Raw genomic sequence first — 23,594 nt, 5'->3', positions numbered from 1 at the left:
ATGGGGCGGGGACCGGTCAGGAAGGCCGGCGGGACGCGTGCAGGACTGAGTCCTGCACGGTAACGAGTTCGCCGTCCGGGCCAGGGACCTGCCGCGGCCTGGCCTCACAGGCCAGAACCTGCCACAGCGCGGGATCGAGCGATGCCCGCAGGTCCCCGGGGGCGGGCAGCAGGCCCGGATCGGGCCGGGGCACTCCGGCCAGGACATCATCCGGGTGGTGCGCGACGACCAGCAGGACACCGCCGGGTGCCACGGCGGCAGCCGCCCGGCGAAGCAACGGCCGGAAACGCTCCGCCGGCAGGTGCAGGAAATGCATGGCGACCAGGTCGAAAGCGCCAGCCGTCGGCAGCCAGGTGGCCACGTTGCGGTGCAGCCACCGGGTCCGGCCGGCGAGCCGGCCGCCTGCCTCGTAGGCCTGGATCGCGGCGCGGCGCAGCGCGACAGGGGAGACATCGACGCCGGTGACCTCCCAGCCGCGGCCAGCCAGCCAGATCGCGTCCGCTCCCTCACCGCAGCCAAGGTCCAGGGCCCGGCCCGGCTCCAGGGATTCGGCGGCGTCGACCAGTGTCGGATTCGGCTCGCCGCTCCAGACGGGACGGCCGGAATACCGCCGATCCCAGATCTCCTGGTCAGATTGCGTCTGCATTGCCGTCCCGCTCCTCGTGCCGTCAGCCTCCATCCTTTCGGTTCGGCGCACCCAACGGCAAGTTCACTGAGGATTGGGGACGCGGCGGACGCGGGGGAGGGGCACGCACCACGCTGCCCGTGGCAGACTGGCGGCCATGAGCGATGAGATGGCCGGGGGCCCGGATTTTGAAGCCGCAGCGGTCCTGTGGGACGAGTATGCGGAGGCTTGGCCGGAGCAGGCAGCCGCCGATCCCGAGTACGAAGTGGAGATGTTCGGCGATGGACCGGAGATGGCCGACGCACTGCTGGAGCTGGTCCTGACCGGCAGGAAGCGCGCGACGTCCTCACTGGTCGCCGAGTATCTGCAGGAGGGAGCACAGCTTCCGCGCATCGGGGCACACTGGATTGCCTGCGACGGGCGGGGGCGGCCGCGCGCAGTGCTGCGGACGGTGGAACTGAGGCTGGGCACCTTCGCGGACGCCGACGCCGGTTTCGCCCGGGACGAGGGGGAGGATGACGGCTCGCTCGCGGCCTGGCAGCAGGCCCACCGGAGCTTCTGGGAGCGTACTGCCGCGGCCCGCGGTACGGCCTGGAGCGTGGAGGACGAGATTGTCTTCGAGCGTTTCGACCTCGTCTGGCCGCCGATTGCCTGAACCGCCGGCGCTGCGCTGACCGGGCCCTCGGCTCCTCAGCGGCCGGTGTTGCCGGTGCTCCCGGCGGCCGAAATACTGGTCGGAGTGCAGCTGTTCTCACACCTGACGGAAGGATGGTGCTGACCATGGGGCGGGAAGCCGAGGATCGGCGTCGGCGGCTGGAACGGATCGCCGGCCTGCGCGCCAGCGGTGACGCGGAGTACGGCCGGGACACGCAGGAGGAGGAGAAGCGGCGGGTGGACCCCGCCGCCCGGGCGGATTACCTGGTCCGTGACGCGATGGCGCAGGGAGCCTTCGACAACTTGAAGTACGCCGGCAAACCGCTGCCGCAGACGGTCGGCGATCCGGATCCGGACTGGTGGCTGAAAGGACTGATCCAGCGCGAAAACCTCACCGGCCTCGGCCCACGTGCCCTGCTGCTGCGCACCGAGGACGCCGAACTGGACGAGACCCTCGACCGGAGGTACACCGAGGCCCAGGTGCGGGCGGTGGTCGAGGATTTCAACGCCCGGGTCATCGACGCCCGGCGGCAGCTTCAGGGCGGACCGCCCGTGACCACCAAGCTGCGCGACGTCGAGCAGGAGGTGCGGCGCTGGCAGGAACGGCGCCAGGTGCGCGCCGACGCTGCCCGGCAGGCACGGGAGGCCGAGGAAGCGGCAGCGGCGGCGGCCCGGCGTCGGCGCTGGCGCTGGCTGCGCCGACGCTGAGCGGCGGGACGGCCGGAGTCAGTCGGCGGAGCCCGGTGGAGGCGGCGGAGAGCGCAGGCGCAGCCAGGCGCCCACGCACGCCACGGCCAGCACCCAGAACACCAGGGTCGGCGGCAGCCAGGGCACCAGCAGGAACCGTTCCTGGACAGCGGCGAAGGCCGCCAGCATGGCCACCGAGGACAGCATCAGCTGCCCGGTGCTCAGCCCCACCAGGAAGAGGAACACGGGATAGAAGTAGCTGAACGCGGTGCCGCCGAGGGTAAGCACGGCGAATGCCAGCGCAAGGGCCAGCAGGAACATGGCCGGCCCGGCGTAGCCGCGGGTGTCGTGGCGGCGCTCCCAGCGCAGCAGGAGCGCCCAGTACGCCAGGGCCAACGTGGGAACAAGCGCAGCGGACAGCGCCGAGACCGCCTGCCGTTCCATCGGCATCAGACCGGCCGACAGCAGCATCTGCAGGGGTTTGACCAGGTGGACGGCAGCTGCGACGGCGACGACGGCGACGGCGTAGCGCCCCGCAGCCGAGGCCGCCGGACTGAACCGGTGCAGCCGGGAACGGCTCCGGGCCTGATCCGCGCTCATCTGCTGCCTTTCCGCCGCCGTTCACCCTGCCCTACCAGCCTAGCGTCGGAGCCGAGCGGGCAGCTCCACCGGCCCCACGGGCCGGGACCGCCGCGGCTCAGGCCCTCGAATCCGTGCCGCCGTCCTTCTCGGGCAGGGGATCGGGGTCCAGGAACGCCACGGTGATCACGGCCGCTGTATGCCGGATCTGCCACTCACGCGCACCCAGGTCCCGCAGGGCCTGGCTGATGGACTCCAGATCGATCGGCGTCGGCGGCCGCCAGGCCACGCGGCGCAGGTAATCCGGGGTCAGCAGGTTCTCCACCGGCAGGTCGAGCTGGGCCGCCGTCGCAGCGAGCCGGGTCTTGGCCGTCTGCAGCCGGGCCGCAGCCTCGGGATCGGTGCGGGCCCAGGTCCGCGGCGGCGGCGGTGCGTTCGTGGGCACATGCAGCGGCGGCAGATCCTCCGCGGACCGGGCTGCGGAAATGCAGCGCAGCCACCGCGGTGCCTCGCGCTGCGCGGCCCGCCCGTGGAAGCCGGGGGTGTTCAGCAGCTGCGGCACCGTGGACGGCATGGCGCGGGCGGCGGCGATGATGGCCGAATCCGGAATCAGCCGGCCGGGGGCGGTGTCGCGCCGCTCTGCCAGCTGCTCCCGCTCCAGCCACAGTTCACGGACGGCGGCCAGCTGGCGGCGGTCCTTGAGCTGATGCAGCCCGGAGGTGCGCCGCCACGGATCCGTGCGCGGCGGCGTCGGGGCCGCGAGCCGTACCGCCTCAAACTCCTCCTCGGCAAAACCGAGCTTGCCCGCGTCCTGGAGCAGACGGATCAGCTCCACCCGCAGATCCGTCAGGACTTCGACGTCGAGGGCGGCGTAGCGCAGCCACGGTTCCGGCAGGGGCCTGGTGGACCAGTCCGCCGCCGAGTGTTCCTTGGCCAGGGTGAAGCCGAGCAGCTGCTCGATGACGGCGGCCAGGCCCACGCGCGGCAGCCCGGCCAGCCGGGCGGCCAGCTCGGTGTCGAACAGCCGGTCCGGCCGCATGCCCAGTGCGGCCAGGCAGGGCAGGTCCTGGTTGGCGGCGTGCAGGATCCACTCGGTTCCGCGCAGCGCCTCGTCGATGATGCGCAGATCAGAGAAAGGCTCCGGGTCGATCAGCCAGGTGCCGGCGCCTTCGCGGCGGATCTGGACCAGGAAGGCCCGCTGGCCGTAGCGGAAGCCGGAGGCACGTTCGGCGTCCACGCCGGCGGGGCCGGTGCCCGCCGCCAGCGCGGCCGCGGCGCGTTCCAGTCCCTGCGGCGTGTCGATGATCAGGGGAACCCCGTCCCGCGGGGCCTCAAGCAGGGGCAGGGGCTGCTCCGGGGGGCCGGCGTCGGCATCCGTATCGGGGGTGCGGGCAGCGGCGGCGGGGGTTTGGGCGGTCATAAGGATTCCAGTCTATCGAGAGGAGGCCATCCGCGCCGTCGACGGCGCCTTGGCTGCGTCAGGCCGCCGGATCGGGTCCGGCGCGGCGGGCGGCGTCGGGAGCTACGGGCGGCGGCGCGGCAGCGGGGTAACGCCCTCGGGCAGCGGCGGCAGGCCAGCGAACGAGCACACCATGTCCGACCAGGCCTCCAGGTGGGCGCGGACGGCCGGGCCGGACGGCGTCCAGGACGCCCGCAGCTCGATGTCGATCGCCCCGCCGCGCCCGGACAGCGTGCCGAAGCTCTCGGAGAGGATGCGGGTGGCGGTGCCGCCGGCCGAGGTGTAGGCGGCGCCGTGCTGCTCCAAGGCCTCCACCAGCCAGGTCCAGGCGACCGGGCCGAGAAGTTCGTCGTTGCCCATGTCGGGCTCCAGCTCGGCCCGGATGTAGGTGACCACCCGGAACGTTCCGTTCCACACCGGCGACCCCTGCGGGTCGTGGAGCAGGATAAAGCGTCCGGTGGCCAGTTCGGGCTCGCTGCCCGGATCCGGCAGGCCCAGCCGGCGCCGTCCGCCGCCCGGGCCCGGGGCCCGGACCTCGGCGCCCAGGGACACGGCGAACGGGGCCAGGCGTGTGGGGGCCGGGATCTCTTCGAGCAGCAGCTCGGGCCTGCACTCGGCGCGGCGCAGATCGCCCAGCGCGGTCAGGAAATCCGGGGGCACCTGGGAGAGGTCACCAATTGCACTCACCCCCGCAGATTACGGCCGGCCGGGCACGGCGGGTGGGCAGGCTCGCCGCCGTGTCCCATTCGTTACGTGATCCAGCTTACGCCTGGCCCCGCAACGGCCGACAGGAACGGGCCGCTATTGCCGGCCGCCCACGGCGAGTCCGGCTACGGCGACCTCCCGGGCAATGGCCTCCGCGAAGGCGTCGACGTCCTCTTCGCTGGTGTCGAAGGTGCACATCCAGCGCACCTCGCCCGTGGCCTGGTCCCAGTCGTAGAACCGGAACACGCCGCGCAGCCGGTCCGCGACGCCGGCCGGGAGCGCGGCGAACACCGCGTTCGACTGCGTCGGCTGCGTGATCCGCACCCCGTCGATCCGCCCCACGGCGTCCGCGAGCCGGCGGGCCATGGCGTTGGCGTGGGCCGCGGAGCGGTGCCACAGATCCCCTTCGTAGAGGCAGATCAGCTGGGCGGACACGAAGCGCATCTTCGACGCCAGCTGCATGTTCAGCTTCCGCAGGTACTCCAGGCCGGTGGACGCCTCGGGATTGAGCACCACGATGCATTCGCCGAACATCATCCCGTTCTTGGTCCCGCCCAGGCTCAGGATGTCCACGCCGGCGTCGGTGGTCATCTCCTGCAGGCTCACGCCCAGGGCGACGGCGGCGTTGGACAGCCTCGCGCCGTCCATGTGCAGCTTCATGCCGCGGGCGTGGGCATGCTCGGCGATCGCCCGGATCTCCTCCACCGTGTAGAGGGTGCCCAGCTCGGTGGACTGGGTGATGGACACCGCCAGGGGCTGGGCGCGGTGCTGGTCGCCCCAGCCCCACGCCTCCTTGTCGATCAGCTCGGGCGTGAGCTTGCCGTCCGGGGTCTCGACGGTCAGCAGCTTCATGCCGCCCACCCGCTCCGGGGCGGCGTTCTCGTCCACGTTGATGTGCGCCGTCGTCGGGCAGATCACCGCGCCCCAGCGGGGCAGCAGCGACTGCAGTCCCACCACGTTGGCGCCGGTGCCGTTGAAGACCGGGAACGGGCGGGCGCGGGGGCCGAAGCGTTCGGCGATCACCTGGTGCAGCCGTTCGGTGTAGGCGTCTTCGCCGTAGGCCACCTGGTGGCCGAGGTTGGCGGCGCTGAGTGCCGCCATGACCTCCGGGTGGACCCCGGAGTAGTTGTCCGAGGCGAAGGCGCGCAGGGCGATGTCATGCAGGGGTGCGTAGTCAGTCACGGTTCCAGTATCTCTCTTGCCGCCCCCGGATCGGGACGCGCGGGTCAGCCGGCGGGGATGAGGCTGATCCGCCGGCCGTTCAGCCGGTCGGCGGGCTGCTCGAAAAGGTCGACGGCGGCCGCGGCCAGCCGGTCGACGTCGGTGTAGCCGGGGTAGGCCCGTTCAGGATTTTCCCGGCGCATCCCCTCATCCACGAGGGCCTTGACCACGAAGACCACGGCGGCTGAGTGCAGCGGCACCGGATGGGCATTCCGGCCCGGCTGGTCCTTCTGGAAGCCGTGGGCGAGTGCACGGACCCAGGCGTCGGCGGCCGCCTTGGCAGCCGCGTATCCGGCGCCGCCGGCCGTGGGGGAGTCCACCGCCGTGGAGGAGACGATGGCCAGCCGGCCGCGCCCGGAGGTGGCCAGCTGGCCGTAGAAGCTGCGGCTGACGTTGCGCAGGGTGCGCAGGATGTTGCGCTCCAGGAAGTCCCAGTCCTCGTCGCTCTGCCCGCCGATGCCGTTGCCGCCGCGCCAGCCGCCGACCAGGTGGATCAGGCCGTCCACCCCGCCGTAGGCCTCCTGCAGGTCCGAGGCCAGGGAACGGACCTCGCCGGCGTCGGCCAGGTCGCAGGTGCGCAGGTCGATGTCCGCAAGGTGTCCGAGGGCCGCCTCCAGCCTCGGCCCGCTGCTGCCCGCGGCGATGACCCGGGCCCCCGCGGCCGTCAGCGCAGTGCAGACGGCCACGCCGCTGGGGCTGCCCGCCCCCGCCACCAGGACGACGGCGCCCTGCGCCCCGCCGCCGGTGCTCATGCCGGGCTGCTGCCGGTGATTCCGCAGGTGGACTCGATCACCGGAGCCATCTTTTTGGCCAGCGCCTCGTAGAACATGGACAGCGGAAACTCGTCATCCATCACCAGGTCGGTCAGCGCCCGCGGCGGCCCGTCCAGCGGCAGCGCGTCCGGGCCCTTCGCCCAGGTGGAGGCCGGGTTGGGCGTCAGCGTGGCGGAGACCAGATCATAGGCGGCGAGCCAGTGGGCGACCTTGGGCCGGTCGATGGAGCGCCAGTAGAGCTCCTCGATGGCGGCGCCCAGGCGCACAACCACGGGGGCGGCCTCGTCCCAGTCGATGCTGAGCCTGCCGTCGGTCCAGTGCAGGACGTGGTTCTGGTGCATCCAGGCGAAGAGGAGCTGGCCGCCCAGCCCGTCGTAGTTGCGTACCCGGGACCCGGTGATGGCGAAGCGGAAGATCCGGTCGAAGATCACTGCGTACTGGACCAGGGCGGCGTGCCGGCGGGCCTCGGGGGAGGCGTCCTCGTCAGCCTCGACGCAGACCGCTTCGCGGAAGGCGGTCAGGTCGCAGCGCAGCTCCTCCAGGGAGTACAGGAAGTAGGGCATGCGCTGCTTGATCATGAACGGATCGAAGGGCAGGTCTCCGCGCATGTGCGTGCGGTCGTGGATGAGGTCCCACATCACGAAGGTCTCCTCGGTCAGCTGCTGGTCGTCCAGCAGCTGCGCGGCGTCGTCGGGCAGCTCCAAACTGGTGATCTCGGCGGCGGCGCGGAGCACGCGGCGGAACCGGGCCGCCTCTCGGTCGGCGAAGATGGCGCCCCAGGTGAAGGCGGGGGTGGAGCGGACGGCGACCGTCTCGGGGAACAGCACGGCCGAGTTGGTGTCGTAGCCCGGGGTGAAGTCCAGGAACCGGATCGGCACGAAGAGCTTGTTCGAGTACTCCCCGGCCTCCAGCCCGGCGACGAACTCCGGCCAGAGGACCTCCACGAGCACGGCTTCGACGAGGCGGTTGGAGCTGCCGTTCTGCGTGTACATGGGGAAGACGACCAGATGGCGCAGGCCGTGGGTGCGCTGCTGCTGCGGCTGGAACGCCATCAGGGAGTCCAGGAAGTCCGGCTCGCCGAGTCCGGAGTCCACCCAGCGCTGGAAGTCGGCGACCGCCAGGTCCAGGTAGTCGGCGTCGTGCGGGAAGAACGGGGCGAGGTCCCGGATGGCGGCGGTGATCAGGGCGACGAGGTCCGCGGCCTCCTGCCGGTGTTCCGGTTCCACCGAGCCGTCACGGTTCTGCAGCGGCTGCAGGGCCGTGGCGGCCTCTTTGAGCCGCCGCCACGCTTCGGTGGTTTCCGGGGAGGAGGACGTCCCGCTGGGTGCTGCGGCGGTCCCTGCGGCGGACGGTCGGACGGCGGTGGAGGACATGGCGCTGGCCCTTCCGAGACGGGGGAGCAGGCTCCCGGTGTGAGGCGCTGCAGCGACAGGAGGCGCCGCTGCTGTGATGGCCACGACGCTAGCAATGGAGAACGGTTGCTTATGCAAAAAGGTCCGACCCGTTAGGAAGTCGTATGCATAGGTGCGCTGCGAACGCGGTGACGCCCAACAGGACTGCAGCTCGGGCTCCGTACCCGAGGGCACTGCGGACGGATCCTGTCCGGGACGCGGGAGCGCCGGCCGGCGGGCGCATCTACGCTTGCCGTCAGGCATGGGCGAGGCAGGGGAGGGCACCATGGGAACGGCCGGGAGCGTGGAGGTGCTGGTGCTGGCGGATGCGCCGGCATGGCGTGCGTGGCTGGACGAGCACGAGGCGACATCCGACGGCGTGTGGCTCCTGCTGGCCAAGAAGGGCACCGTGGAGCCCACCTCCCTGAGCTACGCCGAAGCCCTGGATGAGGCCCTCTGCAGCGGATGGATCGACGGCCAGCGGCAGGGGCATGACGCCGCGACCTTCCGGCAGCGGTTCACTCCGCGCCGGGCACGGTCGATGTGGTCGCAGCGGAACCTGGGCCTGGTGGCGCGGCTGATCGAGCAGGGGCGGATGCGGCCGCGCGGGCAGGCGGAGATCGCGCGGGCCAAGGCGGACGGCCGCTGGGCGCGGGCTTATCCCGGGCAGGCCGGGGCGCAGGTTCCGGCGGACCTGGCCGCAGCGCTTGCGGCGGCACCGGCGGCGGGGGCCGCGTTTGCCGCATTGACCGGACAGAACCGATACGCCGTCCTGCATCCGATCATCACCGCACCCAGCGAAGCGGTAAGGCAGCGCCGGCTCCGCAAAGCGGTCGATCTGCTCGGGGGCGGCAAGTTGTCGTGAGGGCTTCCTGACCGAGGACGGCGTTCAGCGCGCAGTCGGGCGGGCAGGCCACCAGGCGCGGGCGCAGCCGTGCAGCACCACCGAAACGGCCACGGCCTCCACGGCCAGCAGGGCGATCAGCACGAGCAGCTGCACCAACGCCGCGTCGAGCGGCGAGGCCCCGCCCAGGATGAGTCCGACGAATGCTCCGGGCAGGGTCACCATCCCGACCGTGCGGGTCTGGTCGAGGGCCGGGAGCAGCGCTTCTCCGGCCACGGGCCGGGCGATCAGCAGGCGGGCCTCGACGGGCGCGAAGCCGAGGGCCAGGGCAGCCTCGACCTCGCCGTGCCTGTCGGCCAGGTCCGCGAGCACGCGGCGGCCGGCCAGGACCGAGGCGGTCATCGCTCCGCCGATGAGCTGCCCCGTGACGGCGACGAGCGCCAGGGCGGACACCGGCAGTACGCCCACGCCCAGCATGAGGCCCAGGACGGGAACGACGCCGGCGGCAATCGGCACCGCCATCAGCAGTCCGCGGCGTCCCGGATTCACCCGGCGGCCGGCGGTGAAGGAGGCGACAAGGAACATCAGGAACACGAAGCCGGCCGCGGCCGGCGGAGACGACGCCAGGGCGGCGATGACCAGCGCAACCAGGGCCAGCTGCGCCAGGGCCCGGGCGCCGGCGAGCAGGACCCGCCAGGGAGACCGGCCCAACACCGCTGCCGTGATGCCTGCAGCCGAGGCCAGCAGCACCGTCAGCAGCACCCACGCCGCGGGTCCGATGTGCAGCAGCGTCGAGTCCATTGCCCGCCCCCGGGTTGTCCCGAGCGGAGCTAGTAGGCGGTGCTGGTCGGCGCCGCGGTGCCGATCGGGGTCAGCTGCACGGACGAGTGGTTCTTCTCCACGCGGCGCAGCGCCCAGACGTCGTTGAACAGGGCCAGGAACTCGCCGTCGGAGCGCTGCAGCACCTCGGCGCCGTGCACGTTGGAGAGCACCTCGGCGGCGTCGGGCGTGGTGAGCCGGGCGAGCGAGTAGGGCAGCTGCTCATAGCGCATGGGCGCGTTGAAGTCCTGGGTCATGCGGTCCTCGACCACTTCGAACTGCATGGGGCCGACGGCGGCCAGCACCGGGGCCTGGTCGCCGCGCCGGTCCGAGCGCAGCACCTGGATGATGCCCTCGTGCTCCAGCTGGTCGATCCCGCGGCGGAACTGCTTGTAGCGGCTGGGGTCCTTGGACCGTGCCACCCGGAAGTGCTCGGGGCTGAACAGCGGAATCGGCGGGTACTGCACCGGTTCCTCCAGATACAGGCTGTCGCCAACCCGCAGGGCGGAGGCGTTCACCAGTCCGACGACGTCGCCCGGCCAAGCCTCATCGATCACTTCCCGTTCGCGCCCGAACAGGTGCTGGGCGTACTTGGTGGCGAAGGTCTTCCCGGTGTTGGCGTGGGTGACGACCATGCCGCGTTCAAAGACGCCGGAGCAGACGCGGATGAACGCGACGTGGTCGCGGTGGGCCTTGTTCATGCCCGCCTGGACCTTGAACACGAAGCCGGAGAACGGGGCCTCGACGGGCCGCCGGTCGCCGTCCTTATCCTCCCGGTCGGTGGCCGGGGGAGCGATGTCGACCAGGGTGTCGAGGATCTGCTTGACGCCGAAGTTCAGGGCGGCGGAGGAGAAGAGGATGGGCGTGCCCTTGGCGGCCAGGAAGAGGTCGCGGTCAAACCCGGCGCCGGAATCGGTCACCAGCTCCACTTCGTCCTGGGCGGTGGACCACGCCTCGCCCTCCTGCTCGGCGGCGGTGTCGAGGTCCAGGTGCTCCTCCAGGGCGAGCGAGGCGCCGGAGTTCTGCCGGGTGAAACGGACAAACTCGTCGCCGCGCAGGTCCCAGACCCCGCGGAAATCGCCCGAGAAACCCACGGCCCAGGTCAGCGGCATCGGGGTCAGGCCGGTGCGCTCGTTGATCTCGTCCATCAGTGCCAGCGGATCCAGGCCCGGCCGGTCCCACTTGTTGATGACCGTGATGATGGGCAGGTTCCGTGCCCGGCAGACCTCGAAAAGCTTCATGGTCTGGGTTTCCAGGCCCTTGGCCGCGTCGATCAGCATGACAGCGCAGTCCACCGCGGCCAGCACACGGTAGGTGTCCTCGGAGAAGTCGGCGTGTCCCGGGGTGTCCAGCAGGTTGATCACGGTGTCCCGGTAGGCGAACTGCAGGGCGGCGGAGCTGATCGAGATGCCGCGGTCTTTCTCCATCTGCATCCAGTCGGAGACCGTTTCGCGGCGGTTGTCCTTGCCGTTGGTCGCTCCGGCGGTGCCGATCACGCGGGCATGCAGGGCCAGGGCTTCGGTCAGTGTGGACTTGCCGGCATCGGGGTGCGAGATGACCGCGAAGGTGCGCCGCCGCGATGCTTCCCTGCGGATCTGCGCTGCGGCGGGGGCTGAGCTGGAGGTGGTGGAGGCCTGGGACACGAGGCTGCTTTCCGGTGACGGCTGAGGTGGAGGGCGCTGCGGAAGCGCAGCGAAAGGCTGTGCGGACACAGCCTTTCCAGTCTAGCGGTTGTGTACACGCTGGAGGTCCAGGGCAGGCCCCACGGGCGTCCCCCGAAAACAACTGTCCCATCCAGTGGTGTGGTCCGGGACACAACCCGCTTCAGGGGCCTAGGGTGGAGGCCGATTACCTCGCATCCGCCGGGACGCACCGGGATACTCCGGCAGCCCTCCGGGCGGCCGGCTCAACGAAAGGTTCACAGCAATGCCTGAAGCGTTCATCATCGACGCCGTTCGTACCCCCGTCGGCAAGCGGAAGGGCGGATTGAGCGGCATCCACCCTGCGGACCTTGCCGCGCACGTCATTGCCGAGACGGTCCGCCGGGCGGGCATCGACTCCGAGGAATACGACGAGGTGATCCTGGGTGCCATTGACCAGGTCGGGCCCCAGGCCATGGACATCGCCCGTACCTCCTGGCTGGCCGCCGGGCTCTCGGAACGTGTTCCCGGCACCACGGTCGAGCGCCAGTGCGGGTCCGGCCAGCAGGCGATCTCCTATGCCGCGCAGGCGGTCATGAGCGGCACCAGTGACCTGGTCATTGCAGGCGGCGTGCAGAGCATGTCCTCGGTGCCGCTGTCCTTCGCGAACACGGCCGCCCGGGAACTGGGTTTTCCCAACCCGTTTGCCGGTTCGGTGGGCTGGGAAAAGCGCTACGGGGACCAGCAGGTGTCCCAGTTCATCGGCGCCGAGATGATGGTGCGCCAGTGGGGGCTGACCCGGGAGGAGATGGAGGAGTTCGCCGTCGAGTCCCATGTCAGGGCCATCGCCGCGCAGGCCGAGGGCCGGTTCGAGCGGGAGATCCTGCCGATGAACGGCGTCACCGCGGATGAGGGCCCGCGGGACCCGGACCGCGCGAAGATCGCGACCCTGGCACCCCTGGCGGAAGGCGGCTCGCTGACGGCCGCGACGTCGTCCCAGATCTCCGACGCCGCGGCGGTGCTGCTGCTCGCTTCGGAGGCAGCGGTGCGCCGGTACGGGCTGAAGCCCCGGGCGCGGATCCACTCCATCACGGCCCGCGGCGACGACCCCATCATGATGCTCAGTGCCCCCATCGAGGCGACCCGACACGCGCTCAAGCGCACCGGGATGAGCCTGGACGAGATCGACCTGCTGGAGATCAACGAAGCCTTCGCCTCCGTGGTCCTGGCCTGGCAGCGGGAGGTCGGTGCCGACATGGCCAAGGTCAACGTCAACGGCGGCGGCATCTCCCTCGGCCACCCCATCGGCGCCACCGGTGCGCGGATCATGACCACCCTGCTGCACGAGCTCGAGCGCACCGGCGGCCGCTACGGCCTGCAGACCATGTGCGAGGGCGGCGGGCAGGCGAACGTCACCATCATCGAGCGCCTCGACGAGGGCTTCCGGCTGTAAAGGCCGAATCGGATTGACCGGGAGGTCCACATCGCAGGGCCGGGGGGGGCGGAGCGCACGCCGCACCCCCGGCCCTGACGCGTTAAGGCCGCACGGCCGCGGCCCGGGATCATGAACCGCTGAGCGATGATCGTCGCCCGCGTCATATTCCGGCGATGTTTGACAGGTGACGCGGGCCACCCAAAACTGAGGTGACAGTTTTCAAATATGCATCGCGTGTTTACCTCAGCCGATGGCCGTCACCGGCGCAGGCACGCGGCGCCCCGTCCGAAAGCCGGCCATGCCTTCCAGCCCCGCACCCCTGACCGAAGACGAAGTCCTTGCCGCGGCCGCGGCCCTCGTTGAGGCCTTCGGCGCCACCCGCACCGATGAGTATTTCGCGGCCTTCGCCCCCGATGCGACGTTCGTGTTCCACACCGAAGACCGTCGGCTGGAAAGCCGGGCCGAATACGAAGCGCTGTGGAACTCCTGGCTCGCCGACGGGTGGTCCGTCACCGCGTGCCGGAGCAGCGACATCCTGGTCCAGGTCCTGGGCGAAGCCGCGGTGTTCAGCCACACGGTGTGCACCACGGCCGGCCCCGCCGCTACCCCGGAGACCACCAGCGAACGCGAAACCATCGTGTTTGCCCGCCGTGACGGCCGCCTGCTCGCCGTCCACGAGCACCTCTCCGCCCTGCCCGCTTCCGCCCGGCCGTCCGCCGGCGCCGACGCCTAGATTCGAGGCCCCATGTCTACCCAACCCTCCGCCTGGTCGCGGCTCTCCCGCCGCCTGGATGAAGATTCCGAAGGCTACGGTCCGCTCCGCGGCACCCTCGGCACCGGCCGCATCGGCATGATCTGGCTGGCCGCCAACCTGGTGGTCACCACGCTGCTGACCGGCACCCTGTTCGTTCCGGGTGTCAGCTGGCCCCTCGCCCTTGGCATGATCGTCCTCGGCACGGTGATCGGCGGCGCCGTGCTGGTGCTGGTGGGCAACATGGGCACCCGCACCGGCCTGCCGACCATGTCCCTGACCAAGGGCGCCTTCGGCCTGCGCGGCTCGTTCCTGGCCGTGGCGGCCAACGTCGTCATCCTGATGGGATGGAGCTGGGTCCAGGCCATGCTCGCCGGCGTCACCGTCAACTTCCTGGTCGAACGCGCCACCGGGTTCTCCAGCCCCATCCTGTTCTCGGTGCTGTGCCAGCTGCTCGTGGTGGCGCTGGCCATCTTCGGGCACAAGGGCATCGCCCGCGTCGAGCCGTGGCTGGCCCTGGTGATCCTGGCCATCATGGGCTGGATCTTCACCGTGGCCTTCACCGAGTTCCCGGCGGCGGACTTCGCCGCCATCCCGGTTGATCCCGACGCCGGGCTGACCGGCGTCATCGTGCTCGACATCGTCATCTCCACCGCCATTTCCTGGACCGTGCTCTCGGCGGAGTTCAACCGCCTGGCCCGCAGCCAGGCGGCCGGCACCGTCGGCTCGGCGGTGGGTTACACCCTCTCCACCGTCCTCGCCATGGCCCTGGGCGCCACCGCCATCGGCTACGTGGTGCTCGACGGCGGCGAAGCGGTCGGCTTCGACCCGGCCCTGATCGTGGGGGTCTTCGGCGCGCCGCTGGCCGTGGTGATCTTCCTGTCCGTAATGGCCACGAACACCATGGTGGTCTACGGCATGGTCTCGTCCGTGGTGAACATGGTGCCCTCCCGGCGGGTCCGCTTCCTGCCGACCGCCCTCGTGCTCGGCGCGGTGTCCATCCTCGGGTCCACCTGGCTGGGCCTGCTGGACAGCTTCACCTCCTTCCTGACCGTGATCGGGGCGCTCTTCATTCCCGTCTTCGCGGTGATGATCGCCGACTACTACCTGGTCAGCAAGGGCTCCTACACCAGGGACATCCTGCTCGGCCGCGGCGGCCGCTACTGGTACCGCGGCGGCATCAACCCGGCCGCACTGCTGGCCTGGCTCGTCGGCGCGGCGGCCTCCCTGCTGCTGACCTACGTCCTGCCCAGCCCCGTGGGCGCCACCATTCCAACGTTCGCCCTCACCTTCGTCCTGTACCTGGGCTGGTGCGCCGCGGCCGGGAAGGTCGTGCGCGGCCGGCCGGCATCACGGCACCTGTGTGAGGGTGACAGCGCAGGTAAGGAACCGGAAGCGGCGACACATGCGGGTCGTTGACCTCAGCCACCCGGTCCGCACCGGCATGCAGGTCTTTCCGGGAGACCCGCAGGTCCGTGTGCAGCAGGCGGCAACGGTCTCGGCGGACGGCTTCGAGGTTGCCGAGCTGCATCTGGGCAGCCACAGCGGCACCCACCTCGACGCGCCCCGGCACACCGTTGACGGCGGTGCGGCCATCGATGAGCTGCCGCTGGACCGGCTGATCGGGCCGGCCCGGATCGTGCGGCTTCCCGAGGCGGCGCCGCACTCGCTCGTCGGCTGGTCCCAGGTTGCGGACCAGCTGACGGAGCTGGCGCCGGGGACCATCGTGCTCTTCGAGACCGGGTTCTCCCTGTGGTTCGGCACCGGGCGCTATCTGGCCCATCCGGTGTTCGATGCCGACATCGCCCGGATCCTGGTCGCCGCCGGGGTGCAGGTGGTCGGCTTCGACACCCTGAACCCGGATCCGACGCCGGATCCGTCGAACCCGGCTCCCGCCCCGCCCGACGGCGCGTCCGCGCTGCCTTTCCACGACGTGTTCCTGGGGGCCGGCGGGGCGATCATCGAAAACCTCGCCAACCTCGCCAAGGTCACCTGGCCCGATCCGCTGGTCTCCGTGCTGCCGCTGCGGCTGGACGGGGTCGACGGCTCCCCGGTCCGGGCGGCCGCCTTCAGCCCCTGACGGCACCCGACACCGCCGGTCCGCTCCGTTGGCCGGCGGGGCCGGCTCAGGATCGGTCCGCGGCCCAGCGCAGCCGCAGGGTTTCCTCCATCTCCTGCTCCTCAATGCGCCGCACGATCTGCTCCAGTGAGCGCTCCAGCCGCGGAATCCACCGGTTCTCCACGGCCCGCTGCCGCGCGCGGGTTCCCTCCAGATCCGCTTCGACGAGCTCCAGGGACCGCCGTGCCGCTGCGAACGCCGCGGCGGTCCGCAGCGCCTCGCCGTGGGACTGGGCGGCGAAGACCAGCGCGGAGGAGCCCGCCTGGACAGCGAAGGCAGGAAGCTCGCAGCCGGCGGATTCCGGATACTCGATCCCCATGGCAACGGCCAGCTGAACGTGGACCCGGGCCGAGGCCGGCGGCGCGGCTTCCCGGATACGCTCCATGCCGTCCAGCGCCGCGGACCGCTGCAGCCACACCGCGGCGCCACGGGCGGTTTCCTCCCAGGCCTGCTGCGCCTGTGCGGCGCGGCCCCGCAGCAGGGAGACCGTGTGCTCCAGGATCCGCTGCTTGCGCTCGAGCAGCTCCGCGCCCCGCCGTGCCGTCTCCAGCCGGCGCTCCGCCTCGGCCCGCCCGGCCCGCCCGGCGGCCGGGCTCATGCCGCCCGCCCGGGGGCGCCGCCGTCGTCCTCCGGGTTCCCGGCTCCTGGGACGTCGACGCCGCCCTCCGCCACGCCGTCGGCGTCGGGCGCCGGCAGGTACCGGTCGATCAGCTCCGGGCTGAGCATGATCAGTTCCCGCCTGGGCAGCACGGAAAGGGCCCGCCAGGCCAGGTCGAACGTCTGGTCCAGGGTGCGCGCCTCGCTGCGGCCCTGGTTGAACAGCTCCTGCTCGACGGCGGTACGGAACTCGATGTACGCCCGGTCGGTGTCGCTGAGCGCGGCGGTGCCGACCAGTTCGGCGAGTTCGGCGGCCTGCCGGGCGCGCGCCATGGCTGAGAGGATCTGCGCTGATACGTCGAGGTGGTCCTCCCGGGTCCGCCCGGCACCGGCACCGCTGCGCATCAGCCGCGACAGCGAGGAAAGCACGTCCACCGGGGGATAGATGCCGCGGGCATCCAGGTCCGGCGACAGGACGACCTGGCCCTCGGTGATGTAGCCGGTGAGGTCCGGCACCGGGTGGGTCATGTCCCCGCCGGGCATGGTCAGCACCGGGACGATCGTCACCGATCCCTCACGTCCACGCACCCGCCCGCACCGCTCGTACAGGGTGGCAAGGTCGCTGTAGAGGTTGCCCGGATAACCGCGCCGGGCGGGGATTTCGCGGCGGGCGGCAGACACCTCACGGACGGCTTCGGCGTAGCTGGTCATGTCGCTCATCACGACGAGGACGTCGTCGCCATTCTCATATGCCAGGTACTCGGCGATGGTCAGGGCGATGCGGGGCGTGAGGATCCGTTCGATCACCGGATCGTCCGCGGCGTTCAGCAGCAGAACCAGTTCCCCGGCGGCGGACCGCTCCTCCAACCGGTCCCGGATGTAGGCGATATCGGAGTGCGTCATCCCCATGGCCGCGAACACCACCCGGAACGGCCGGCCGGCGGTGGTGGCCTGCGCCGCCAGCTGGGTGGCCAGGTCCAGATGCGGCAGCCCGGCCACCGAGAAGATCGGCAGCTTCTGCCCGCGCACCAGGGTGGTCAGCGCGTCGATCACCGACACGCCGGTCAGCACCGGATCCCGCGGCGGCTCCCGGTACACCGGGTTGAGCGGCCAGCCGCTCACCGGCGCCGCATCCTCCGCGGCCACCGGCGGCCCGCCGTCCAGCGGCTCGCCGCGGCCGTTGCAGACCCGCCCCAGCCAGCCGGTGCCCACCGCCACATGCAGCGGCCGGCCCTCGAAACGGACCTGCAGCCCGCCCGGCGCCAGCCCGCCGGTGCCCTCCAGCACCTGCAGCACCGCGTCGGAGCCGGCGACCTCCAGCACCAGCGCATGGCGGTCCGGGGCGCCGTCGACCTCGACGACGGCGAACTCGTCCCAGCCCACGCCCTCCACCCCGCCCATCACCAGCAGCGGGCCGCGCAGTTCCCGGACGTCGGTATAGCCCACGAGGCGCCGCGCGGCCGCCAGCGCGGGATCCGCGCCGGCGGGACCGGCGCTTTCGCGGCCGCGCGGGTCCGGTCCGGGCCGTCCGGCGGCGCTGCTCATGCCAGCTCCTGCAGGGTCCGGAGGAAGTCCGCTCCGCCCCGGGCCGCGCCGTCGGCGTCCTCGGGGCCAGTGTCCTCGCGCAGCCGCAGCAGCGGGGTGAAGTCCACTTCCTCGATGCGCGACGGCGGCACCCCGCGTCCGACCAGGTCCTGGCAGGCCTGCACCGTGTCCAGCACGGCCTGCAGCAGCGCCGCCCCCTTGGCGGCGGAGCAGTAGCCGTCGTTGCGGCTCAGCGCATTCTGCACCAGCACCCCGTCCCGCAGCAGCCGGGCGCCGAGCAGCACCATCTGTTCATGGCCGGGCAGGGACCCGGCGCCGATGATCTCCGCCAGCGCAGCCACCCGGTCCGCGTCGGCCAGCAGCAGCTGGGCCCGGGCCCGGCGCCCCGTCCAACCGGGGTCGCCCTGGTCCGCGTGCCAGCGTCCCAGCTCCTCGGCGTCGCGCGCGAAGGAGCCCCGCCAACTGACGGCGGGATAGTGCCGTGAATAGGCCAGCTCCCGGTCCAGCAGCCACAGCGAGCGGACGAACCGCTGCGTGTCGGTAGTGACCGGTTCACTCATGTCCCCGCCCGGGGGCGAGACGGCGCCGATCACAGTGACCGACGCCGTCGTCCCGCCCAGCGTGCGGACCCGCCCGGCCCGCTCGTAGAACGACGCCAGCTCGCTGGCGAGGTTCGCCGGGTAGCCCTCCTCGGCGGGCAGGTCTCCGTTCCGGTTGGCGAACTCGCGCAGCGCCTCGGCCCACCGGGAGGTGGAGTCAGCGATCACCACGGCGTCGTGACCCATGTCGCGGAAGAACTCGGCAACGGTGACCCCGGTGTCGATGCACACTTCGCGGGCCATCATCGGCATGTTGGACGTGTTCGCGATAATCACCGTCCGGTCGATCAGCCTGCCGCCCGTACGTTCGTCCTCCAGCCGGGAAAGCCCGTCCAGGACGTCGGACATCTCGTTGCCGCGCTCGCCGCAGCCCACGTAGATGATGACGTCGGCATCGGAGTACTTGGCGATCTGCTGCAGCAGCAGGGTCTTGCCGGTGCCGAAGCCGCCGGGCACGGCTGCCGCGGAGCCGCGCGGCAGCGGGAACAGCAGGTCCAGCACGCGCTGGCCCGTGTGCAGCGGCACCGCTCCGGCCAGCCGCTCCCGGAACGGACGCGGCCGGTGCACGGGCCACGGCTGGGCCAGCGGGATGTCCGTGTCTCCGACCCGGGCGGCGGGATCGGCGGCCCGCACGCTGCCCTCAGCCAGCCAGTGCACCGTACCGCTCAGATGCGGCGGCACCAGGACCCGGAACTCGACGGCCCCGGCGCCGGCCACCACGCCGAGCACGTCACCGGGCCCGACGTCGTCGCCCAGCCGGGCGGTGGGCCGGAACAGCCAGCGCTCGTCCAGCACGGCAGGGTCATCGGTGGCGGACTGCCGGTCCGCCGAAAGCCACAGCGGGGCGGTGGAGAGCGGACGCAGCAGCCCGTCGAAGACCCGGCCGAGGAGCCCCGGGCCCAGCAGCGCGGACAGCTGGCGTCCGGTGGGCTCGGCGACATCGCCGGCGCGCAGTCCGCCGGTGTATTCGTAGGCCTGGAGGGTCGCGCGGCTGCCGCTGATGGAGACGGCCTGGGCGGCGATCCGCTCCTTGCCCAGGGCAAGCACCTCCAGCATGGACAGCCCCGGCAGTCCCTGCACCTCCACCAGCGGGCCGTTGATCCGGGTCACGCGGCCCGTCTGGTCCTGACTCATGCCGCCCACAGCCGGCTCACCTCCACGGGATCGGCTGCCAGTTCCTGGCGCACCAGCGCCGGCAGGGACAGGTCCAGGGTGCGGGTCCCGGCGCGGGCGTGCAGCCCGCCCTCGGGAGCCTCGCTGATCTCAGCCTCCGGACCCAGCAGGGCCACGGCACGGCGCCGAAGCGCCTGGAGCAGCGGGGGATAGCGCGGGTCGCTGCGCAGGGCCGCGGCCTGGGCGCGCAGTTCCTCCTGAAGGGCGGAGCGCAGGCGCTCCTGTTCGGTGAGCACCAGGGCGCCGGCCTCCCGCCGGGCCCGCGCCGAACGCAGGGCGGCGTCCGCGCGCCCGGCCTCGGCTCCTTCCTCCCGGGCCTGCCGCACCGTCTCCCCGGCCCGGCGCCGGGCGCCGTCGAGAATGCGCCCGGCCTCTTCCCCTGCCGCGATGGTGATCCGCCGGGCCTGGGCGCCGGCGTCATCCGCGAGCGCCGCACGCACCGGGTCCAGGGCCGGACCGGCTTCCCGGGGCAGCCCCGTCACGGCAGGACCGCCGTCAGCGGGACGGACGGGCCGGCCGCGGCGTCATCCGCGAGCGCGGCCGCAGCGGCCCGCGTCAGGAGCACCAGCACGACGTCGGCCTCCAGCCCGGCCCAGGCCCGCCGGGCGGCTGCGGCATCTGCGGCCGGATGAAGCTGCACCCCGGCCAGCGCGTAGCCGGCGATCCGGTAGTCCTCGCCGATGGCGGCCACCCGGCCGTCCTGCCCGCGCCCGCTCATGCCTGGCCGATCAGGATGATGGAGATGATCAGCCCGTAAATGGCGATGCCCTCGGCCAGCCCGAGCACCACCATGGCGCGCCCGAAGATTTCGGGCCGTTCGCTCATCGCCGCCAGAGCGGCGGAGCCCGTGTAGGCCACGGCGATGGCGGCGCCGATGGAGGACCCGGCGACGGCGATGGCCGCCGCGATCAGGGCGGCGCCGCGGCCGCCGTCGGACTCGGTCTGCATGGGCAACGCCGTGTCCGCCGCACTCTGGGCGGCCACCGGGTCGGCGGCGGCTTCGGATGCGGTCAGTGCTGTCGCGAGCAGCACCAGGGCGCCAAGCATGAGCGCCGCGTTGGTGCCGACAAGCAGCCGGAGCCCGGCGCTGCGGTGCCGCCGGAGCATCGCCGCGCTCGCGACGAACAGGGCGCCCAGGAGCAGGGCGGCGGGAAGTGCGGTAAGCCAGGGATTCACGGCTGGTGCCTTTCACTGGACCGGGGATCCCCGGTGGCGGTTTCCGCGGCGACGGCGGGGGCGCCGGCCGGAGCGCCCGCGGGGGCGGGGGCGCCGGCGCCGGCGACGGCGGGGGCGTCCGGGCCTGGGGCGCCGTCCAGGTCCGGCGCCCAGGGCCGGAAGCGCCGCCCCTCGGCCTGGAAGACGCGGGAGAACAGTTCGTAGTACTCCAGGCGCAGCGCCTGGATGCCCGCCACCAGGCCCTCGAGGGCAAAGGTGACGGCATTGCCGACAAGGAACACCAGCACCGCGGCTACGGCCCGCCAGTCAGGGGCCCAGAGCGCGGTGGTGCCGTCCCACACGACGCCCATCAGTGCGGCATGGGTGAGCCCGAAGGCGGCCAGCCGGGCGAAGGAGACCAGATTGGAGCCGAGCTGCACCACGGTGTCCACCAGCTCCACAGACGCCTGCAGGCCGCCGCCTGCTCCGCCGCCGGATTCGGTGAAGAGACCGACGAAGATGAAGCCCAGGGCCAGCACGCCCAGGATCGCCGCGGCGAGGACCAGGGGCCCCGCGCCGGCGACGAGGCCCCAGGCCAGGAGGCCCACGGCCAGGAACAGCGCGGACCCGGCCAGCCCGGAGCGGGCGTAGAGCGCGTAACCCCATCCGCCCTCACGGACCCGGTTGATCGTGCCGAGGGCGTAGGCGCCGGCCAGCAGTACGGCGCCGAAGAGCACGGCGGCGATGAGCAGCGGTATGGGCTCCTCGAGCGGATCGAGCCAGAGCACCGGCAGCACGCCGGTGGGGCCGAAGAACTCGCCGTACAGCACCCCGAACACGACGGCGGCCAGGCCCGCTCCGGTGACGAACAGCCAGGCGCCCCGCCAGCGGCGCAGCCGGGCCACCCGCCCGCTGCGCAGCATCAGGCCCGCCGCCACCAGCAGCAGGCCCTGCCCGGCGTCGCCGAACATCATTCCGAACATGATCACGTAGGCCAGGGCAGCCAGCATCGCCGGGTCCACTCCGCCGTAGGGAACCGTGGTGTAGGTGTCCACGAGCAGCCGCGAGGGCCGGGGAGAGGCCTGCTTCGAGGCACCGCCGGCCAGCAGGGTCGGCGGGTCCACCCCCCGCGGCTTCTTCAGCGGAACCAGGCCGGCGCCGCGTGGTGCCAGCGCACCGGCGAGGGCCGGCACATCGTGGGCGGGGGACCAGCCCGCCCACGCGGCGACCGGGCCGTGCACGACGGCGGCCGCCTCCGCCCGGTCCAGCTCCCCGGCGTCGGTGCCGGGCTCGTAGGGCAGGTCCAGTTCCAGGGTCCCGTGCCGGGCGACCTCGGTGAGCGCCTCGCGCCGACGTTCCAGCGGGCAGACCAGCGATACGCGCTCCATGCGCACCGGGGAGAGCTCCTCACGCCACGGCATTGAGCACCTCGCTGGGTCCGGACTCGCCCGCGGCGGCCGCCAGCGCGGCCCGCAGACGCCACGCGTCGGCCGTCAGTACCTGCACGGCGCCGAACACCACCTCCGGGCCGGGCACCCCGGAGCGCAGCAGGCGAAAACCCTCCGCCTCCTCCACTACCGGCAGGGTGGACTCGGCCCGCCACAGGTCCGCAGGGCTGGACAGGTCCGCGAGCAGCGGCTGCAGCCGTGCGGGCAGGGCCTCGCGCAGCTCGGGCAGGCTCCGCGCCTCGGTCCAGTCGATGCCGAGGAGCGGCCGCAGCAGGGACACCAGGCGGGCGGCCGGCGGGGTGCCGCCCGTCAGCCGCACCCGGGCGGCGAGCAGGGCAGCGGCCCGGGCGGTGCTGTCGGCGGCTTCCGGGGCCGCCGCGCCGAGGCGGCGCAGGCGAACCGCGGTGAGCACCGCGGGCAGGTCCGAGTCCGGGTCGCCCCAGGGCGAGCGGCGCAGCAGGTCGGCCAGCTCGGCGGGCGAATCCGCCACTGAGATCCGGGACCAGGCGGTGGCGAGGCTCCCGAGCTCGAACGGCGCCGCTTCGTCCTGCCCGTTCAGGGCGGTCCGGCCGGCCGGCACGGAAGGCGGGGCGGCCAGCCGCCGGGCCAGCTGAACGATGTTGTCCGCTTCGTAGGCGGACGCGACGGCGCGCAGCAGCGCCGTGCCGCCCGGCGGCACCCAGCCTGCCAGCACCCGTACTTCCCAGAGCACCGCGTCCCGGGTGGCACGCTGGGCGGCAAGCAGGGTGTCGGCGGATGCCAGCCGGGCAGCGTATCCGGTGTCCCGGAGCAGGTCCAGCGCCGCGGTGAGGCTGCCGGATCGGGCCACCCGGCCGATCAGCCCGCTGCCGGCACGGCGCCGGGCCATGGAGCGGGCCCGAACGGTGGCGGCCACCCAGTCCGAATTCACGTTCTTCCGTCCCCGGCCGGTTCGTCCTGCGGCATTCCTGCCTGCATCTGCGCCACCATCCGATCCAGGAGCGCGGCGGCGGTGGGCCCGAGCCGGGTGCGGCCCCGGTTCCGCAGCTGTTCGGCCCGGCGGCGCGCCTCGGCAAGCCGCCGCGTGTCCGCCGCCTCGACGGCGTCGGCCGCTTCCGCTGCGGCCGCGGCCCGGGCTGCCGCAGCGGCCTGGCGGGAGTCTTCGATGATCCCGGCCGCCTGGGTGCGGGCGGCCGCAAGGTGCTGCCCGGCGGCGCGGCGTGCCTCCTCGATCCGCCCCGCAGCGGCGTCGACGTCCGGCTGCAGGGCGGCGAACACCGGCCCGAGCTCCGCCTCCGGCCCCGGGCGGTCCTCGGCGGGAACGGCGGCGGGCCCTGCCGGCCCCGGGGCGCCGACGGGCCGGAAGCGGTCCAGCAGGCTGCGCCTGGCCATCGGG

At 72.4% G+C, this 23,594-nt stretch carries 25 protein-coding genes; 7 read left to right on the top strand and 18 right to left on the bottom strand.

Translation table 11 applies throughout. The features are described 5' to 3' along the window. Positions 1-16: 16 nt before the first annotated feature. Complete coding sequence (locus AC5RUW_RS07160) at positions 17-646, bottom strand: class I SAM-dependent methyltransferase (protein ID WP_494160039.1); 630 nt, start codon at positions 644-646, stop codon at positions 17-19. Between the two features lie 136 nt (positions 647-782). Here AC5RUW_RS07160 and AC5RUW_RS07155 point away from each other — a divergent pair, with 136 nt between their 5' ends. Together AC5RUW_RS07155 and AC5RUW_RS07150 are read left to right on the top strand one after the other, a co-directional pair. Continuing rightward, a complete protein-coding gene (locus AC5RUW_RS07155) occupies positions 783-1,280 on the top strand; it encodes an ASCH domain-containing protein (protein ID WP_494160038.1) in 498 nt (165 codons plus the stop codon). Positions 1,281-1,405: 125 nt separating this feature from the next. Further along, a complete protein-coding gene (locus tag AC5RUW_RS07150; protein ID WP_494160037.1) occupies positions 1,406-1,987 on the top strand; it encodes a DnaJ family domain-containing protein in 582 nt (193 codons plus the stop codon). A gap of 18 nt (positions 1,988-2,005) precedes the next feature. On the opposite strand, the gene AC5RUW_RS07145 is transcribed toward AC5RUW_RS07150, so the two are convergent. The 6 genes from AC5RUW_RS07145 to AC5RUW_RS07120 form a co-directional block, all read right to left on the bottom strand. Beyond that, positions 2,006-2,566, bottom strand: a complete 561-nt coding sequence (locus AC5RUW_RS07145) for a hypothetical protein (RefSeq protein WP_494160036.1) — start codon at positions 2,564-2,566, stop codon at positions 2,006-2,008. 97 nt (positions 2,567-2,663) lie between these two features. Beyond that, positions 2,664-3,965 carry an HRDC domain-containing protein gene (locus AC5RUW_RS07140; RefSeq protein ID WP_494160035.1) on the bottom strand — a complete coding sequence of 434 codons (1,302 nt, stop codon included), beginning with the start codon at positions 3,963-3,965 and terminating at the stop codon, positions 2,664-2,666. Positions 3,966-4,067: 102 nt separating this feature from the next. Continuing rightward, positions 4,068-4,682: a DUF3000 domain-containing protein gene (locus AC5RUW_RS07135; protein WP_494160209.1), complete on the bottom strand. Its 615-nt coding sequence runs from the start codon at positions 4,680-4,682 to the stop codon at positions 4,068-4,070. A 123-nt stretch (positions 4,683-4,805) separates the two neighbouring features. Beyond that, the gene (locus tag AC5RUW_RS07130; RefSeq protein WP_494160034.1) at positions 4,806-5,891 is read right to left on the bottom strand and encodes a threonine aldolase family protein; all 1,086 of its coding nucleotides are present in this window, start codon (positions 5,889-5,891) and stop codon (positions 4,806-4,808) included. 44 nt (positions 5,892-5,935) lie between these two features. Next, positions 5,936-6,682: an SDR family NAD(P)-dependent oxidoreductase gene (locus AC5RUW_RS07125; RefSeq protein WP_494160033.1), complete on the bottom strand. Its 747-nt coding sequence runs from the start codon at positions 6,680-6,682 to the stop codon at positions 5,936-5,938. Next, complete coding sequence (locus AC5RUW_RS07120; protein WP_494160032.1) at positions 6,679-8,076, bottom strand: DUF6421 family protein; 1,398 nt, start codon at positions 8,074-8,076, stop codon at positions 6,679-6,681. The genes AC5RUW_RS07125 and AC5RUW_RS07120 overlap by 4 nt, the downstream gene beginning before the upstream one ends. A 280-nt stretch (positions 8,077-8,356) precedes the next feature. Here AC5RUW_RS07120 and AC5RUW_RS07115 point away from each other — a divergent pair, with 280 nt between their 5' ends. Further along, on the top strand, positions 8,357-8,959 hold the full coding sequence (locus AC5RUW_RS07115) for a YdeI/OmpD-associated family protein (RefSeq protein ID WP_494160031.1): 603 nt from the start codon (positions 8,357-8,359) through the stop codon (positions 8,957-8,959). Between the two features lie 24 nt (positions 8,960-8,983). On the opposite strand, the gene AC5RUW_RS07110 is transcribed toward AC5RUW_RS07115, so the two are convergent. Continuing rightward, a complete protein-coding gene (locus tag AC5RUW_RS07110; protein WP_494160030.1) occupies positions 8,984-9,739 on the bottom strand; it encodes an ABC transporter permease in 756 nt (251 codons plus the stop codon). 29 nt (positions 9,740-9,768) lie between these two features. After that, complete coding sequence (locus AC5RUW_RS07105; RefSeq protein WP_494160029.1) at positions 9,769-11,400, bottom strand: peptide chain release factor 3; 1,632 nt, start codon at positions 11,398-11,400, stop codon at positions 9,769-9,771. 283 nt (positions 11,401-11,683) lie between these two features. On the opposite strand from AC5RUW_RS07105, the gene AC5RUW_RS07100 reads away from it, so the two are divergent. The 4 genes from AC5RUW_RS07100 (at position 11,684) to AC5RUW_RS07085 (ending at position 15,663) form a co-directional block, all read left to right on the top strand. Continuing rightward, a complete protein-coding gene (locus tag AC5RUW_RS07100; protein ID WP_494160028.1) occupies positions 11,684-12,850 on the top strand; it encodes an acetyl-CoA C-acetyltransferase in 1,167 nt (388 codons plus the stop codon). Positions 12,851-13,130: 280 nt separating this feature from the next. Further along, a complete protein-coding gene (locus AC5RUW_RS07095) occupies positions 13,131-13,565 on the top strand; it encodes a YybH family protein (RefSeq protein WP_494160027.1) in 435 nt (144 codons plus the stop codon). Positions 13,566-13,577: 12 nt separating this feature from the next. Continuing rightward, a complete protein-coding gene (locus AC5RUW_RS07090; RefSeq protein ID WP_494160026.1) occupies positions 13,578-15,002 on the top strand; it encodes a purine-cytosine permease family protein in 1,425 nt (474 codons plus the stop codon). Further along, the gene (locus AC5RUW_RS07085; RefSeq protein ID WP_494160025.1) at positions 14,989-15,663 is read left to right on the top strand and encodes a cyclase family protein; all 675 of its coding nucleotides are present in this window, start codon (positions 14,989-14,991) and stop codon (positions 15,661-15,663) included. Before AC5RUW_RS07090 ends, AC5RUW_RS07085 begins: the two co-directional genes overlap by 14 nt. Positions 15,664-15,709: 46 nt before the next feature. Here the strand turns inward: AC5RUW_RS07085 and AC5RUW_RS07080 are convergent, their stop codons facing one another. Genes AC5RUW_RS07080 through AC5RUW_RS07040 form a run of 9 tightly spaced genes read right to left on the bottom strand, consistent with a single transcriptional unit; the run spans position 15,710 to position 23,590 of the window. Continuing rightward, the gene (locus AC5RUW_RS07080) at positions 15,710-16,300 is read right to left on the bottom strand and encodes a V-type ATP synthase subunit D (RefSeq protein WP_494160024.1); all 591 of its coding nucleotides are present in this window, start codon (positions 16,298-16,300) and stop codon (positions 15,710-15,712) included. Beyond that, positions 16,297-17,844 carry a V-type ATP synthase subunit B gene (locus AC5RUW_RS07075; protein ID WP_494160023.1) on the bottom strand — a complete coding sequence of 516 codons (1,548 nt, stop codon included), beginning with the start codon at positions 17,842-17,844 and terminating at the stop codon, positions 16,297-16,299. The genes AC5RUW_RS07080 and AC5RUW_RS07075 overlap by 4 nt, the downstream gene beginning before the upstream one ends. Beyond that, on the bottom strand, positions 17,841-19,577 hold the full coding sequence (locus tag AC5RUW_RS07070; RefSeq protein ID WP_494160022.1) for a V-type ATP synthase subunit A: 1,737 nt from the start codon (positions 19,575-19,577) through the stop codon (positions 17,841-17,843). Before AC5RUW_RS07070 ends, AC5RUW_RS07075 begins: the two co-directional genes overlap by 4 nt. Further along, on the bottom strand, positions 19,574-20,098 hold the full coding sequence (locus tag AC5RUW_RS07065; protein WP_494160021.1) for a hypothetical protein: 525 nt from the start codon (positions 20,096-20,098) through the stop codon (positions 19,574-19,576). The genes AC5RUW_RS07070 and AC5RUW_RS07065 overlap by 4 nt, the downstream gene beginning before the upstream one ends. Then, positions 20,095-20,334 (bottom strand): hypothetical protein, encoded by a 240-nt coding sequence (locus AC5RUW_RS07060; protein WP_494160020.1) that lies wholly within the window; start codon positions 20,332-20,334, stop codon positions 20,095-20,097. The genes AC5RUW_RS07065 and AC5RUW_RS07060 overlap by 4 nt, the downstream gene beginning before the upstream one ends. Continuing rightward, positions 20,331-20,792: an ATP synthase subunit C gene (locus AC5RUW_RS07055; RefSeq protein ID WP_494160019.1), complete on the bottom strand. Its 462-nt coding sequence runs from the start codon at positions 20,790-20,792 to the stop codon at positions 20,331-20,333. The genes AC5RUW_RS07060 and AC5RUW_RS07055 overlap by 4 nt, the downstream gene beginning before the upstream one ends. Beyond that, positions 20,789-22,192, bottom strand: coding sequence for a V-type ATPase 116kDa subunit family protein (locus AC5RUW_RS07050; RefSeq protein ID WP_494160018.1), 1,404 nt, complete (start codon positions 22,190-22,192; stop codon positions 20,789-20,791). The genes AC5RUW_RS07055 and AC5RUW_RS07050 overlap by 4 nt, the downstream gene beginning before the upstream one ends. Next, the gene (locus AC5RUW_RS07045; protein WP_494160017.1) at positions 22,179-23,129 is read right to left on the bottom strand and encodes a hypothetical protein; all 951 of its coding nucleotides are present in this window, start codon (positions 23,127-23,129) and stop codon (positions 22,179-22,181) included. The genes AC5RUW_RS07050 and AC5RUW_RS07045 overlap by 14 nt, the downstream gene beginning before the upstream one ends. Beyond that, a complete protein-coding gene (locus AC5RUW_RS07040; RefSeq protein ID WP_494160016.1) occupies positions 23,126-23,590 on the bottom strand; it encodes a hypothetical protein in 465 nt (154 codons plus the stop codon). The genes AC5RUW_RS07045 and AC5RUW_RS07040 overlap by 4 nt, the downstream gene beginning before the upstream one ends. Between the last annotated feature and the right edge of the window lie 4 nt (positions 23,591-23,594).

The sequence above is a fragment of the Arthrobacter sp. Y3222053 genome (assembly GCF_059092805.1).
The sequence above is the reverse complement of the archived record's forward strand: the minus strand, read 5'-3'. Positions and strand labels throughout refer to the sequence as shown.

Bases quoted from the DNA above. Each gene is read 5' to 3' on its own strand.
- AC5RUW_RS07090 (WP_494160026.1), top strand. From the start codon at position 13,578: ATGTCTACCCAACCCTCCGCCTGGTCGCGGCTCTCCCGCCGCCTGGAT.
- AC5RUW_RS07080 (WP_494160024.1), bottom strand. From the start codon at position 16,300: ATGAGCCCGGCCGCCGGGCGGGCCGGGCGGGCCGAGGCGGAGCGCCGG.
- AC5RUW_RS07120 (WP_494160032.1), bottom strand. From the start codon at position 8,076: ATGTCCTCCACCGCCGTCCGACCGTCCGCCGCAGGGACCGCCGCAGCA.
- AC5RUW_RS07155 (WP_494160038.1), top strand. From the start codon at position 783: ATGAGCGATGAGATGGCCGGGGGCCCGGATTTTGAAGCCGCAGCGGTC.
- AC5RUW_RS07140 (WP_494160035.1), bottom strand. From the start codon at position 3,965: ATGACCGCCCAAACCCCCGCCGCCGCTGCCCGCACCCCCGATACGGAT.
- AC5RUW_RS07095 (WP_494160027.1), top strand. From the start codon at position 13,131: ATGCCTTCCAGCCCCGCACCCCTGACCGAAGACGAAGTCCTTGCCGCG.
- AC5RUW_RS07115 (WP_494160031.1), top strand. From the start codon at position 8,357: ATGGGCGAGGCAGGGGAGGGCACCATGGGAACGGCCGGGAGCGTGGAG.
- AC5RUW_RS07050 (WP_494160018.1), bottom strand. From the start codon at position 22,192: ATGCCGTGGCGTGAGGAGCTCTCCCCGGTGCGCATGGAGCGCGTATCG.
- AC5RUW_RS07145 (WP_494160036.1), bottom strand. From the start codon at position 2,566: ATGAGCGCGGATCAGGCCCGGAGCCGTTCCCGGCTGCACCGGTTCAGT.
- AC5RUW_RS07070 (WP_494160022.1), bottom strand. From the start codon at position 19,577: ATGAGTCAGGACCAGACGGGCCGCGTGACCCGGATCAACGGCCCGCTG.
- AC5RUW_RS07100 (WP_494160028.1), top strand. From the start codon at position 11,684: ATGCCTGAAGCGTTCATCATCGACGCCGTTCGTACCCCCGTCGGCAAG.
- AC5RUW_RS07060 (WP_494160020.1), bottom strand. From the start codon at position 20,334: ATGAGCGGGCGCGGGCAGGACGGCCGGGTGGCCGCCATCGGCGAGGAC.
- AC5RUW_RS07160 (WP_494160039.1), bottom strand. From the start codon at position 646: ATGCAGACGCAATCTGACCAGGAGATCTGGGATCGGCGGTATTCCGGC.
- AC5RUW_RS07075 (WP_494160023.1), bottom strand. From the start codon at position 17,844: ATGAGCAGCGCCGCCGGACGGCCCGGACCGGACCCGCGCGGCCGCGAA.
- AC5RUW_RS07040 (WP_494160016.1), bottom strand. From the start codon at position 23,590: ATGGCCAGGCGCAGCCTGCTGGACCGCTTCCGGCCCGTCGGCGCCCCG.
- AC5RUW_RS07110 (WP_494160030.1), bottom strand. From the start codon at position 9,739: ATGGACTCGACGCTGCTGCACATCGGACCCGCGGCGTGGGTGCTGCTG.
- AC5RUW_RS07150 (WP_494160037.1), top strand. From the start codon at position 1,406: ATGGGGCGGGAAGCCGAGGATCGGCGTCGGCGGCTGGAACGGATCGCC.
- AC5RUW_RS07085 (WP_494160025.1), top strand. From the start codon at position 14,989: ATGCGGGTCGTTGACCTCAGCCACCCGGTCCGCACCGGCATGCAGGTC.
- AC5RUW_RS07125 (WP_494160033.1), bottom strand. From the start codon at position 6,682: ATGAGCACCGGCGGCGGGGCGCAGGGCGCCGTCGTCCTGGTGGCGGGG.